We start from the raw sequence: 12,793 nt of genomic DNA, 5'->3' as shown, positions 1-12,793 counted from the left end.
AGTTCCCCTTGTTTGAGCTGACGAACTATTGATTGATGAACTGGCGGAAGCGCTCCGACTTCGAATTCGAAAAGACCTCCTGAGGTCTGCCCTCTTCCTCGACCACGCCCTTGTGTAAAAAGACGACGCGGCTGGAGACGTCGCGCGCAAATCCCATCTCATGTGTGACGACCAGCATGGTGCGCCCTTCCTCTGCCAAGGCGCGCATGACGCGCAGAACCTCTCCCACAAGCTCCGGATCGAGCGCCGATGTCGGCTCATCGAAGAGCATCACCTTTGGATGCATGGCCAGCGCGCGGGCAATCGCGGCGCGCTGCTGCTGCCCGCCAGAAAGATGAGCGGGATAGAAATTGCGTTTATCGGCGATGCCGACTTTAGCGAGCAAAGCTTCAGCTTCCTCGATGCATTCGGCGCGTGAACGGCGCTGAACATGGATCGGCGCCTCGATAAGGTTTTCGACGACCGTCTTGTGAGACCAGAGATTGAAACTCTGGAACACCATGCCGAGCTGGGAGCGGATACGGTCGACTTGCTTTCGATCCGCCGCCCGGTGTGCGCCGCCGGCACTGCGCTGCATCGAGATCGTTTCGCCGGCAACGGTCACTTCACCGGAATCCGGCGTTTCCAGCAGATTGATGCAACGCAGGAATGTCGATTTCCCGGAACCGGACGAACCGACAATGGAGACGACATCGCCTTCTAAAGCGTCAAGGGAGATGCCCTTGATGACTTGTACAGGCCCGAAGCTCTTGTGCATGTCCCGCACGCTGAGGGCGATCGGTGTAGTTGTCATCGATGTTCTCCTGCAGGGGACGCCGTAACGGCACTCTCTCGGGTTACGGGAAGAGGCGCGCGCAAATGCGGGCTAAGCCTGTATTCGGCAAATTGAATGAGACGTGTGAGCAAGAAATTGAGAGCGAGATAGATAGCCCCAGAGACGACGAAGACCTCGATTGCCCGATATGTTTCGGAGATGATCTTCGCGGCAACTCCCGTTACCTCCATCAGCGTAATGATCGAGGCAAGCGACGTCGCCTTGACCATCGATATCATCTCGTTGCCGTATCCGGGCAATGCCTGACGGATTGCCAGCGGCAGGACGATCCGGCGAAACATCAGGAAACGATGCATGCCGCAGGCGCGGGCAGCCTCGATTTGACCGTGCGGTACCGAGAGCAGGCCGCCGCGAATGATCTCGCTGGCGTAGGCGGCTGTATTCAAGGTCAGCGCCAGAACCGCGCACCAGTAAGGATCGCGGAGAAACGGCCAGAAGACGCTGTGCCGTATGGCGGGAAACTGACCCAGACCGTAATAGATGAGAAATATCTGCACCAACAGCGGCGTGCCGCGGAAGACAAAGACATATAGCCGTGCGAACCAGTCCAGCACTGCAACCCCGGAGAGGCGGGCAAGCGCCAGCAGCATCGCCAGAATGGCCCCAAGGCAGATCGACGTCACCGCAAGCTCGATCGTCAGCGGAATTGCGGAGACCAGGCTCACAAATGTTTCGTTGAGAAACTGCCAATCCATCATCCCCTCCTCCTCACGCCGCGCGACAAGCGCCGCTCCGCCTGCTGGAGAACGAGGCTCGAAACTGTCGAGATCATCAGGTAGATCGCGCCGGCCATCAGATAGAAATCGAACGGAAGCCCGGTCGATCCGGCGCCGACCTGGGCCTGGCGCAGGAGTTCGGCAACACCGGTGATCGATACCAATGCCGACTCCTTCAGGACGACCTGCCAGACATTGCCGAGACCGGGAAGCGCGTGACGCAGGGTCAGCGGCGCAATGATCCGCCGCAGACGAAGCCAGCGCGGCATGCCGCAGGCGATAGCCGCCTCGATCTCACCCGGATGGACCGCCTTGAAACCACCTCGCAGCACTTCCGTAAACTGAGCGCCGGAAGTGACGCCCACGGCGAGGGAGCCGGCAAGAAAGCCCGGAAAGCCCAGGAAGCCTTCCGTGCCGAAAAGCCTGCCCACCGCCGTGACCACGGCGCTGCCGCCGAAATAGAAGAGATAGATGACCAGCAGATCGGGAATGCCCCGCAGCACCGTCGTATAAGCATCGGCGGCCGCGCGAGCAAAACCGTTGCCGGCAATCTTGGCCCATGCCCCAAGGGTCCCGATACAGGCGCCGACGGCATAGCCGGCGATTGCAACAAGGATGGTCATCCAGGCTCCGGCCAGAAGAGCATGGCCCCAGCCATCCGGACCGAAGCCGGCAAGCTCGAAAAAACCAGGCTGGCTCATGATGCTGCCCCCGGAGAGCTAATTCTTGCAGCAACTGACATTGTCATAGCCTCAGCTGAGCGTGATGCGCCGAAAAGGCGCTTAATGGGCGTCGAAAGTAGGTGTCAGGTCGATCTTGCTCCATTTTTCCGAGAGCTGCTTGATCGTGCCATCCTCGGCAGCCTGCCTGATCGCGTCATCAAATTTGGCCTTCAGATCGGTCTCGCCCTTGCGCATGCCGAAAGCGACTTCGGTAGCCAACATCGCGCCTTTCACCAGCGGGCCGGACATCGTCAGATCGTCATTGCCGGGCTTGCCGAGCACGGAGGTTTCATAAACACCGCTATCAAAGCCGGCATCGATGCGACCGGCCTTCAGATCGAGGTCACGCTCGCCGGAATTCTTGTAGGCGCGCACCGTGACATCGGATCCGAAATAGGCGGTGATCAACTGCTCTTGGCTGGTCGACTGAACGACGCCGACCGTCTTGCCCTTGAGGACCTTACCGATTTCCGCCATCATCGGATCGGCCTTGGACTTGTCGTTCAAATTCAGCCGTTCGCCGGTCATCGGCAGCGGAGACACCGGCCCACCCTTCAGAAGCAGGAAGCTCGCGACCCCGCTCGCGTAAGGTACGGTGAAATCAACCACCTGCTTCCGCTTCTCGTTGATGCCGAGGGTCATCACCAGATCAAATTTGCCCGCATTGAGGCTGGGGATCATCGCATTCCATTCGCCTGCGATGAGTTCGCAGTCGACTTTGGCGCGTTTGCACAGGTCATTGATGAGATCGACGTCGAAGCCGGCCAGCTTGCCGCTGGAATCCATGAGGTTCCAGGGCGGAAAAGCCCCCTCGATGCCGACCTTGACATGCGTCCAGTCCTTGGCGCCGGCAGCGAATGAAGTCAGGAAGGCAATGGCGCCGAACAAAACGGCAGGCAGAATTCTATTTTTCATTTTCTGTTCCCCTTTTGGCGGCCAAATGGCCGCTTGTTAGTTCTGCAGTATGGCTGCCTCAGTCCTCCAGGGCCGCACGCAAAGCCGCGTTGGCTTCCCTCAGTCCGTGGACCAGGCGATTTCTCGTCTGGCGGGCATGAACAGCATAGAAAGGCATGTCTGGCGACCCGGCGGGCTGCGCGGCCAACGCCCGCAGCCCCTCAAGTGACGGCCAGGCCGGGTGCGGGAGGGCGGAATCATGATGAAAGCGCTCGCCGCTCGTATAATTCAGCGGCACGAGATGGCGGCCGACGCGCATCAGCGAAGCGTCGACGCGCGCCGCCTTTGCCGCAGACAGGTCCTTCGTCTCCAATACGGCTTTCGCGTAGCTCCCCAACTCGTCGACTGCGTTTGCGAGAGCCGAGATGTCGATACGCCCGGAAAGCTCAGCCTGCAGTTGCGTGAGTTGTTCGCCGAGGGCCCTCGCGTAAACCGTATAGTCAAGTGGCAGGACCGCCGAGGTCAGCAGCCGCCAAAGTGTTTCCAGCACGATTCGCGTATCCCGGCTCAGATTGCCGGCATCGATGTGCTCTGCCGTGTCATGCGGCGTGTGCCACCACCAACCGAGCGGCGTCAGCGTCTTGACGGGCCCGGGCGGCTGATGGCTGAGGCTGCCGAACATTGAGGGGATGCCGACACCCCAGAATGAATGATCTGCGGCTCTGCCATGCCGCCTGCCCGCGTGCCTTTGTCTGCTGACGCTCTTGATCACCTCAAGCGCCAACGGCTGCAACTCATCGATGACTCCGGAATTGGTGAGGACGGTTGCGCCCTCGCCGCCCGTGGAATCGACATTGACATGCACGGCGCAGCGGCGATCGAGCTCGTCGAAAAATTCATCCGCATACCAGGCTGAGCCGGAATAACGACCGTGCGAATGGCCTGACCAGAAGCAGATGCGCAGGCCGCGTCGCCAATCACCCGCATGAAGGGCAAGCAAACGTGCCGCCTCCAGCATGGTTGCGTTCGCGCCGCCATTGTCCATGACGCCGAAATGCCAGGTGTCATGATGGCCCGAAAACAGTACGAACGGTTTGTCCTCGCCTGCCGGCTGAAGCTCGGCGACAAGCAGCGGCGTTCTGCGCCATCCGGTGTCGACCTCTGCCGTGAGCGTCGCACGGCCCTTTGCGTCGAGAGCGAGCCTGTCGCGCAGGCGCACTCCATCTTCCCGCGCGATGGTGCAGATCACGGTTTTCGGCAGATGAGCCCGCGTGTGTTGCGACGGGCTGCCCCAGACCGGCGACACGCAAATTTCGTAGAGATGCTCATTCGGGCTCACATGGATTTCGCCGAGGGCGCCGGCCGCGCTCGCCAACACGGCGACTTCCTCCGTCGCAATCCCCTCGACCAGGACGATCTTGCCGGCCAAGTCCTTGCCAACGAAATCGGCTTCCTTGCCCTCGCCGACATATTCAAGGTCGCCGCTGATGCCCGCTGCGGCCGTCGGAACTGACATCGAATGGGTAATGCAACGGAGACTTTCGCCTTCGACCTCGACCTTCGCCGGGCCGGGCAGGCTGATGTAAGCATCATGCGACAGCAGCTGCGTCCCGTATCCGTAGCTCTCCATCTGCGCCTGAAGATAATGAAAGCTCTCGAGCTCCTCCGGCGTTCCGGACAATTTCACCCGACAGGCAAACTCGCGGATATGCGCCATCAGGCGTTCACGATCGGGCTGCAAGTCCGGGTTAGGCATCAGCCTTCTCCGGCAATGGCGGATCAACGTCATCGGGGATCGGATTGACGAAAGGCGTACGCTCCAGACGCGCCCTGTGATCGGCCTTGGCAGCTTCGATCAATTCGGGGTTACTGATGAGATCGGCGGCCGTGCTCGCCATCACCTTGGCGGCGTGTTCGGTTCCCTTGTGGGCAGCCGGCAGTTTCCCTTGCGCAACCAACTGCCAGGAATGTCCCGGCGTACCGACAGCATAGGTAGCCCCTCGCATCTGCACGGTCGGCACCACCCAGCTGACGGTCCCGACATCGGTGGAGCCGACCAGTGTGCCGTCACCGGCATTCAACGGAAAAATCTCCTCGCAGAGCGGCTGGTCCTCCTTCGGTGTCAGCGCGAAACGACCATAGGACGCAGCGATATCCTCTGCATTAAAGGTCTGCTGGAACTTGCGGGCCTTTTCTCGGTCGGCATCATCGAACACGGGTGGGCCAAGCCGCTGCAGATGGGCGAACATGCACTCTTCGAGTGGTGTATTGCCGACGAGATTGGCATCGCCGCTGACGATGTCACTCCGGACGGTCGTCTCGGTCATCAGGGCAGCACCTTCGGCAACTTTCTTGACGCGGGCAACCAGAGACAGCAGTTCCGGCAAGGTCCTTGCACGGACGAGATAGCGTACCGTCGCGCGTGCCTGTACGACGTTTGGCGCGCCACCACCCGCATCGGTGATGGCATAGTGGATGCGCGCGGTGGAAGGCATGTGCTCGCGCATATAATTGACGCCTACATTCATCAGTTCCACTGCATCGAGAGCGCTGCGGCCGAGATGCGGCGTCGCGGAGGCATGCGACGCCCGCCCCGAAAAATGGAAGTTGATCTCATTGCAGGCGAGCGAGATGGGATTGTTGACGCCGGCAAAGGCTGCCGGATGCCAGGAGATCGCGATATCGACGTCGTCGAAAACGCCGGCGCGCACCATGAAACCCTTCGAAGACCCGCCTTCCTCCGCGGGGCAGCCATAATAGCGCACCCTTCCCATCAAGCCGCTTTCGGCAAGGAAATCCTTGACCGCAGCGGCAGCGAGCATGGATCCGGCGCCCAGCATATTATGGCCGCAGCCGTGACCATTGCCGCCGTCGACCAACGGTCGCTGCTCGGCAATACCGGCCTCCTGGCTCAATCCCGGCAGCGCATCGAACTCGCCAAGGATTGCGATGACCGGGCCGCCTTCGCCTGCTTCTCCCATGACTGCCGTCGGCAGCCCGGCAATGCCGCGCTCGACACGAAAGCCTTCCCTTTCCAGCATGCCGGCGTGCTCTTCGGCAGATTGATGTTCGAGGTAATTGGTCTCGGGAATGTCCCAGATGCGGTCGCTCAACTCGAAGAACGCCGCGCGCTTTCTCTCGACGATTTCCCAAACCGCATCGGAATTCTGCATGGATTTACAACCCGCCTTATATAATGGTAATCAAATTGGCGCCAATTTTATGCTCCAATTGAAACAAGCACGCAAGCCATGAGCTGGAATATTTTTCAACGCTGTCAATCGGCCTCGTTGTTGGCCGGGGGAGAGCTATGATAGTCATCGCCAAAATCGGGCTGGGGAGAACTGCATGAATTCGCTGGAAAGCGGAGCGACGGCGCAAGCACAAGAGCCGCAAACCTCCGACGTGACCGAACTCATTCTCCAGGATATCCTTGCCGGCCGTCTCCCGCCCGGAACCTGGTTGAAGCAGATTGATCTCGAGAGGCGGTATAACTGTACGCGACCCGAGGTCCGCAGGGCTCTCGACAGATTGGTGCAGAAGCGACTGGTGGAGCATGTCCCCAATCGAGGTTATCACGTCCATGAGCAAGACGGGCGCCGCGCCCAGGAGGTCAGCGACATTCGCGTCATCCTCGAAGTCGCCGTCAGCGACCGCATCGTCGCGAATGCGAGCGAGGCGGATATTGCGAACTTACGGGTTCTGGCTTCACGCTTCGACGATCTGGTGCTGAACGGCACCATGCTTGAACTTTACGAAGCCAATCTCGCCTTCCACCGCCATCTGCTTGCTCTCGCAGGCAACCAGGAACTTGTGGAACTGATCACGGAGATTCGGCAGCGGACATCCTCTGCGCCGGTGTCGCAGTGGCGAACGCGCGCCCGCATCGAGCAATCCGGTCGCGAACATCAGCAGATGGTTGATGCGATAGAGAGACGCGACACCGATGGTCTGATGGAGCTGACGCGCAGGCACATTCTTCAAGCTTGATGGGCCTCAATGACGCCGGCAGCTGTTGCTGGAACTTGGGCATACCGGAAATCGCTGGAGGGTGCATTTTTCGCCACCTCCGGCGATGGCCTTGTGGCTTTTATGCAATGGAACCGCCTGGAGTTTTGGCGAGTGCCATCCCAACCATCCGCAGCCAGTTGATATCCCCATATCATGCACCTCGTACCGACAGCCGCCCTCCATCAGCAAGCTCATCCGCGCGTTCGTTGCCGGCTATGCCGGAATGGCCCTTGCACCAGGCAATGGTCACCAGGGCGTTCTGCGAGAATTGAAGATCGACCGCTTTCCAGAGTTCCGCATTAGCGATCGTCCGGCTTCGGGCGTTCCCATTCGGACTGCTTTTCTTCCAGCCGTTATTCTTCCAAATGTGCCGCCTGACGTTGCAGCCTTTGACGGCATAGATCGAATCCGACCAGATGGTCGCGGCTTCGCCCGTTGCTTCGCTATTGATCCACATGATTGCCTTCAAGACGGCGGTCAATTCCATCGAATTATTGGCGGAATCACGCATACCGCCGAAGCTGGACGCGATTTCCGCAGCCTCGCGATAGGTGATAAAGGCCCAGCCTCCGTGCCCAGAACCGGGGTCATAACAACCGTCCACAAAGACGTGGAGACCGTGGCCTTTCGGTATTCCGGCCGTCGTTGTGGGGGAGCCTAGCTCATTGGAAATGCCTGCCATTTTCGCCTTCGCTGCGCCCCACCGGCGCGATTTGCGGCGGCCACCCGAAGCCGACATTGGAATTGTACGTCCTTTGTGTCAACTATTGACGATGGTGGCGCCGACAGCGCCTACTGCCGATGGGAAACTGTGAGGGGCAGCGCCATGGACAATCCGTTGAGCAGCGCCGGCAAGCGGGATCATGCCGTAACCGTTCGCCGTATTCTCAAGGTCAATCACGCCGGCGAATTCGGCGCAATTCGCATCTACGGGGCACAGATCTGGATGGCCCGTCGGCTGTTTCCTGAGATCGTGTCCGCACTTCGCGAAATGCGGGACGACGAGATCGAGCATTGCCGCCTGTTTCGCGACGCGATGCCATCCAGGAATGCCAAGCCATGTCGCGTCATGGCATTCTGGAGCCTCGGCGGTTATCTGCTCGGTTTCCTGACGGCCCTCGGCGGGCGCAACATGGTCTGGATCTGCACCGAGGCGGTTGAAAGCACAGTTCACCGCCATGAAGATCAATTGGCCTTCCTGAAAACCCGTGATCGGGAGCTTCACGGCCTCATCGCCTCGATCCAGGAAGAGGAATTGGCGCATCTCAGGGAGGCTGAGAGGAACCAGACAAGACGCGGCATCGGCCACGCGCTGCTTCTGCCCGTCGTCGCCGCGCTCACCGACCTGATGATCTGGCTATCGACATGGGGAGACTCAAGCTGGATGCGCGCCGAAATGGCGCGCTCCAAGCGGGTTTGATGGTCTGGCAGCCATTCAGTCATCACCGGTATTGGCCCAAAGCAGCCATTGCTCTGGGCCAAAGGCTCAATAGTCTGGAGACGGCGAAGTCAGTTGTTCGCAAACCGTTTGGGAGGCTCAGCCAGGTTGATCCGGTTGCCCTCACCGTCGAATATCTGAGCCACGCGCCCAAAGTCGCCTTCGATTTTGTTGGCGAGTTGCAAGCCCTGACGCGAAAGCCTTTCGAGCTCAACCTCGAGCTCGGGGACGGCGATCGTTATGATCCCGTTGCCGGCGCGTTTGTCATCCTTCCAGACCTGCAGGCCGGCCCCGCCCATGTTACGCCACTGAGCCATGCCCGGTATCGGTTTGCTATCTGCGGGGCGTCCCATGAGCTTCTCATACCAGATGAGTGCCTCGTCAAAGTTGGAAACGGTGGCGGAGGCGAAGATGCTCTGGACAGTTATTGAAGTGGTGGTCATGTCGTACTCCTTGGTTGGACAAATGGATGTCGTGCAGGAGTTCTCGATTTCGACAAGCCGCGCAAAAAAGCTCGCGGTCAACACAAAACTTTTGAGCGCTGTTCTTCGAGGTGGCGCCGTTCTGCCTCCGACCAACACAATCCGATAGCGACCGTGAAAGCTTCCGCCGCCTCGACACGCCTGCCCAGATCGGCGCAAATCTGCGCTCGGGCCGTCCAGTACGGCAGGTAGTCGGCCATTCGCGGATCGCCGGCAAGCGCATATATGTCAGCAAGAGCCGCGTCTGCCTGCCCTATCCGCACGAGGGCCACGGACCGATTGAGCGTCACGACGGGCGACGGAGCAATCCTGCCCAGCACGTCGTAGAGGGAGACGACGGCTTGCCAGTTTGAGATGCCGCTCAAAAGGCGCGCGATATGGGCAGATTGGATGGCCGCCTCTATCTGGTAGCGGCCGGTGGGACCGTTTGCATTTGCTTCTCGGAGGAGTCCTTCGGCGAGGCGCAACTGCTCATGGTCCCACAGTCCGACATCCTGGCTGTCCAGCGGTACGAATGCACCGTCGGGGGCCTTGCGGGATGATCGCCGCGCCTCCGTATAAAGCATCAGTGCAAGAAGACCTTTTGGCTCCGGCTCGTGCGGAAGCAGGGATACAACCACGCTTGCAAGCCAGATTGCCTCTTGTCCAAGCGCTTCCGCCCTGTCGATGTCCATCCACACGCTGGTATAGACGGCGTAGATGGAGGCGAGTATCGGCGGCAGCCGGTGCGACAGCTCCTCCTTTTCCGGCACGAGGAACGGAATTTTCTCATCCCTGATCCTCGCCTTGGCTCTTACGAGCCTCTGGCCCATGGCCCTCGGAGAGACGAGAAACCGCGCGGCGATGTCTGCAGCGGTCAGGCCCAGCACGGTCTGGAGGATCAGCGGCGTTCGCGCGGACGCATCGATGCCAGGATGTGCGCAGGCAAACATGAGCGCCAGTCGCCTGTCCGCAATTTCCTCATCCATGTCAGCCGCAGCCGAGAGTTCCTCGGCGATGAGGGCAAGACGATCGGCGCTCTTCGCCTTCACTTTGTCCTTGCGCCAATCGTCGAGCTGGCGCCTGCGCGCGATCGTCAACAGCCAGGCATCGGGGTTGTCGGGCACGCCATCGGCAGGCCATTTTTCGAGAGCCGTGAGGAAAGCAGTCGCGAGCGCATCCTCGGCGGACGCGATATCACCCAAGCGCCCGCCAAGATAGGCGACGAGACGGCCATAGCTCTCGCGCGCCACTCGCTCTGCTACACCTCGGGCAACGGTGGAACCCGAAGCCGTCATCCTGCATATTCCGACGCATCCCTGATGCGACGAACCTCAACCGTTCCCCAGGACGCAGCAGGGCAGCGCGCCGCCCATTTGTTGGCTTCGTCCATATCGGCAACGTCGATGATAAAGTACCCACCGAACTGTTCGCGAACATCCGCATAAGGGCCGTCCAGAACACTGACTTCATTCCCTTGAACGCGAACGACACTCGCCTCAGAGGAACCGACCAGGGCATTGCTGGAGACGAATGCTGCCGCTTTCTCCAGCGCTTGTTGATAGGCATACATCTGGCCCATAAAGCGCGCCATGTCCTCGGGCGCTATGGACTTCCCGGCAGCTTCGTCCGCATGCAGCATCAGCATGTAGCGCATTTGCTTTATCCCCAGTGAAACCAATCTCCAGCAGGAGCGAGCGGCGAGAATAACAATTCGGATGAAGAAGGGAACTGCTGTTAACGGCTGCAGTGTCCGTCTCCGGGGCAACGCCGTTGCCCGCATCTTCTGGATAAAATCTCGAAAATGCGCTAGGAATTGATCCAAGCTTATTAAGAGAAACACGTTAAGAGACAAGGTACGGCGGATGGACGCCACCTTTGACCGATCGACACTTTCTTATTCCCGGACGACGCCGTGAAACGCCGAAACCTGTCTCTTGCTCTTATGCTTGCGCTGGCATCACCGGCCGCCGCACAGAGCAGCGCCATTTGCAACGACTTACGCGGTCGCCTTGCCGACCTACCACGATCGATCGGCAACAATAACGGGCCGGAAGCGCGCCAATATGCCAGCGCCATGGCCGAGCAGAACCTCGAGCTGCGCAAGGTCCGCAACGATCTGCGCAATAACGGATGCACCTCTGGCAGCATGGTCGTGATTGGCGGTGACAATGCCGATTTTTGCGCCGAACTCTCTGACGCCGAAGCCCGGATGATCGACAATATTCGTTATCTCCAGGAGCGCCGCGACGAGCTGCGCAACCAGGGCGACGGCACCGACGACGCGCGCCGAGAATTGACGGCGGCACTCGAACGCAACGGCTGCAACAGCGACAATTTCTATGCCCCGACCGAGCGTAGCGCAAACGACACCGCCCCAAGTGTCGAGGAACAGGCGATGAGCACCGATACCTTCATCCCGCTCGGCGGCGGTGAAGGGACCGATCTGCGTTACGGCCTGCCGAGGGCTGAAATGTTTTCACCGATCAGCACCATCTGCGTGCGCAGCTGCGACGGCGGCTTCTTCCCGATCAGCTCGAACACCACTTCGGTGGATTTCGGCCGCGATGCCCAGACCTGCGCCAAGATGTGCCCCGGCATTGAAACCGAGCTCTTCTATCGCGACGTGACCAGCACCGACTCCTCTAACATGATCTCGGTCGCAACGGGCGCACCCTATAGCGCCATGAAGAACGCCTTTGTCTACAAGAACCGCGCGCCTGGCGAGAAAAATTCCTGTGCCTGCAATCTCACCGCCTATTACGAGGAGATGCGCGGCAAGCAGGCCCTGAGCGAACCGCAGCAGCAGAGCTCGATCACGGCGGTCCGCACCAATCCGCCGGCGAAAGATACTGCGGCAGCGTCAGCCCCGCTGCAGCCATCCGTTCCCGAACGTCCCTACGACCCCACGCAGAACAAGGTCCGTCAGGTCGGCCCGCAATTCCTCGCCGGCGACCAGGGCTCGATCGACCTTGCCAATCCGGCGACTCCCGGCCCGCAACCACAACAGCAGTAATTGCTATGGGTCGTTGCGTCCCCATCCATCGTGGAAAACCAGTTCCTCGAGCGGCAGCCGCTGCCGCCAGCCTTTGACCGAGAGTTCCGGTTCGTCATAAAGCCGGTCGACAAAGCCGGCGCAGAGCCAGGCGACCACCTCGATATGCTCGGGTATGCCGAGAATCGATTTCAGGTCGCCTTCACGAAAGATGCTGACCCAGCCAATGCCGACGCCTTCGGCGCGGGCCGCAAGCCAGAGATTCTGGATGGCGCAAACGGTCGAATAGGAATCCATCCGCGGATTGTGCGTCCGTCCCAGCACCACGCTGCCGCCGCGGGTGGGATCGCAGGTCACGCATATGCCGAGCGGCGCCTCCACGATGCCTTCGAGCTTGAGGCATCGATAGGCCTGCCGCCGCTCGCCTTCGAACATCGACGCCGCCTCTTCGTTGGCCTCGGCAAAGGCGTCGCGCACGCGCGCACGGACGGCTGCACTTTTCACCAGAATGAAATTCCATGGCTGCATGAAGCCGACCGACGGCGCATGATGGGCCGCTGTCAGGAGCCGCGCCACGACATCGTCGGGCAAGGGATCGGCCAGGAACTGGCTGCGTACGTCACGCCGCGTCATGATCGCGTGATAGACAGCCTCACGTTCGGCCAACGAAAAACCGAATGCCGCCGAAAGGGCATCCGCATCAAAGGGTCGCATCGTCAAA

At 60.2% G+C, this 12,793-nt stretch carries 14 protein-coding genes; 3 read left to right on the top strand and 11 right to left on the bottom strand.

What is annotated here, in order from left to right; all coding sequences use genetic code 11:
- Positions 1–25: 25 nt before the first annotated feature.
- The 6 genes from QWJ46_RS13385 to QWJ46_RS13360 all read right to left on the bottom strand — a co-directional run bounded on the left by QWJ46_RS13385 (position 26) and on the right by QWJ46_RS13360 (position 6,340).
- On the bottom strand, positions 26–793 hold the full coding sequence (locus QWJ46_RS13385; RefSeq protein ID WP_302751549.1) for an ABC transporter ATP-binding protein: 768 nt from the start codon (positions 791–793) through the stop codon (positions 26–28).
- Positions 790–1,530, bottom strand: coding sequence for an ABC transporter permease (locus QWJ46_RS13380; protein ID WP_302751648.1), 741 nt, complete (start codon positions 1,528–1,530; stop codon positions 790–792). The genes QWJ46_RS13385 and QWJ46_RS13380 overlap by 4 nt, the downstream gene beginning before the upstream one ends.
- Positions 1,530–2,252: an ABC transporter permease gene (locus QWJ46_RS13375; RefSeq protein WP_302751548.1), complete on the bottom strand. Its 723-nt coding sequence runs from the start codon at positions 2,250–2,252 to the stop codon at positions 1,530–1,532. The genes QWJ46_RS13380 and QWJ46_RS13375 overlap by 1 nt, the downstream gene beginning before the upstream one ends.
- An 81-nt stretch (positions 2,253–2,333) precedes the next feature.
- Positions 2,334–3,188, bottom strand: a complete 855-nt coding sequence (locus tag QWJ46_RS13370) for a transporter substrate-binding domain-containing protein (RefSeq protein ID WP_302751547.1) — start codon at positions 3,186–3,188, stop codon at positions 2,334–2,336.
- 58 nt (positions 3,189–3,246) lie between these two features.
- Positions 3,247–4,923 (bottom strand): M28 family peptidase, encoded by a 1,677-nt coding sequence (locus tag QWJ46_RS13365; RefSeq protein ID WP_302751546.1) that lies wholly within the window; start codon positions 4,921–4,923, stop codon positions 3,247–3,249.
- Positions 4,916–6,340 carry a M20 family metallopeptidase gene (locus tag QWJ46_RS13360; RefSeq protein WP_302751545.1) on the bottom strand — a complete coding sequence of 475 codons (1,425 nt, stop codon included), beginning with the start codon at positions 6,338–6,340 and terminating at the stop codon, positions 4,916–4,918. Before QWJ46_RS13360 ends, QWJ46_RS13365 begins: the two co-directional genes overlap by 8 nt.
- A 175-nt stretch (positions 6,341–6,515) precedes the next feature.
- Between QWJ46_RS13360 and QWJ46_RS13355 the strand changes: the two genes are divergently transcribed.
- Positions 6,516–7,157, top strand: a complete 642-nt coding sequence (locus QWJ46_RS13355) for a GntR family transcriptional regulator (RefSeq protein WP_184459738.1) — start codon at positions 6,516–6,518, stop codon at positions 7,155–7,157.
- 172 nt (positions 7,158–7,329) lie between these two features.
- On the opposite strand, the gene QWJ46_RS13350 is transcribed toward QWJ46_RS13355, so the two are convergent.
- Positions 7,330–7,860, bottom strand: a complete 531-nt coding sequence (locus QWJ46_RS13350) for a ribonuclease H (protein ID WP_302751544.1) — start codon at positions 7,858–7,860, stop codon at positions 7,330–7,332.
- 144 nt (positions 7,861–8,004) lie between these two features.
- Between QWJ46_RS13350 and QWJ46_RS13345 the strand changes: the two genes are divergently transcribed.
- Entirely contained in the window at positions 8,005–8,598 is a 594-nt protein-coding gene (locus QWJ46_RS13345; protein WP_302751543.1) for a demethoxyubiquinone hydroxylase family protein, read from the top strand.
- An 89-nt stretch (positions 8,599–8,687) separates the two neighbouring features.
- On the opposite strand, the gene QWJ46_RS13340 is transcribed toward QWJ46_RS13345, so the two are convergent.
- The 3 genes from QWJ46_RS13340 to QWJ46_RS13330 all read right to left on the bottom strand — a co-directional run bounded on the left by QWJ46_RS13340 (position 8,688) and on the right by QWJ46_RS13330 (position 10,734).
- Complete coding sequence (locus QWJ46_RS13340) at positions 8,688–9,059, bottom strand: VOC family protein (RefSeq protein WP_302751541.1); 372 nt, start codon at positions 9,057–9,059, stop codon at positions 8,688–8,690.
- Between the two features lie 77 nt (positions 9,060–9,136).
- A complete protein-coding gene (locus tag QWJ46_RS13335) occupies positions 9,137–10,375 on the bottom strand; it encodes an RNA polymerase sigma factor (RefSeq protein WP_302751540.1) in 1,239 nt (412 codons plus the stop codon).
- A complete protein-coding gene (locus QWJ46_RS13330; RefSeq protein ID WP_184459733.1) occupies positions 10,372–10,734 on the bottom strand; it encodes a YciI family protein in 363 nt (120 codons plus the stop codon). Before QWJ46_RS13330 ends, QWJ46_RS13335 begins: the two co-directional genes overlap by 4 nt.
- A gap of 258 nt (positions 10,735–10,992) precedes the next feature.
- Here QWJ46_RS13330 and QWJ46_RS13325 point away from each other — a divergent pair, with 258 nt between their 5' ends.
- Positions 10,993–12,093, top strand: coding sequence for a DUF2865 domain-containing protein (locus QWJ46_RS13325; RefSeq protein WP_302751539.1), 1,101 nt, complete (start codon positions 10,993–10,995; stop codon positions 12,091–12,093).
- A gap of 3 nt (positions 12,094–12,096) precedes the next feature.
- Here the strand turns inward: QWJ46_RS13325 and bluB are convergent, their stop codons facing one another.
- Positions 12,097–12,786, bottom strand: coding sequence for a 5,6-dimethylbenzimidazole synthase (bluB, locus tag QWJ46_RS13320; protein ID WP_184459731.1), 690 nt, complete (start codon positions 12,784–12,786; stop codon positions 12,097–12,099).
- Positions 12,787–12,793: the final 7 nt, after the last annotated feature.

The organism is Rhizobium sp. CBN3, assembly GCF_030518245.1.
Classification (GTDB): domain Bacteria; phylum Pseudomonadota; class Alphaproteobacteria; order Rhizobiales; family Rhizobiaceae; genus Rhizobium; species Rhizobium aethiopicum_A.
The sequence above is the reverse complement of the archived record's forward strand: the minus strand, read 5'-3'. Positions and strand labels throughout refer to the sequence as shown.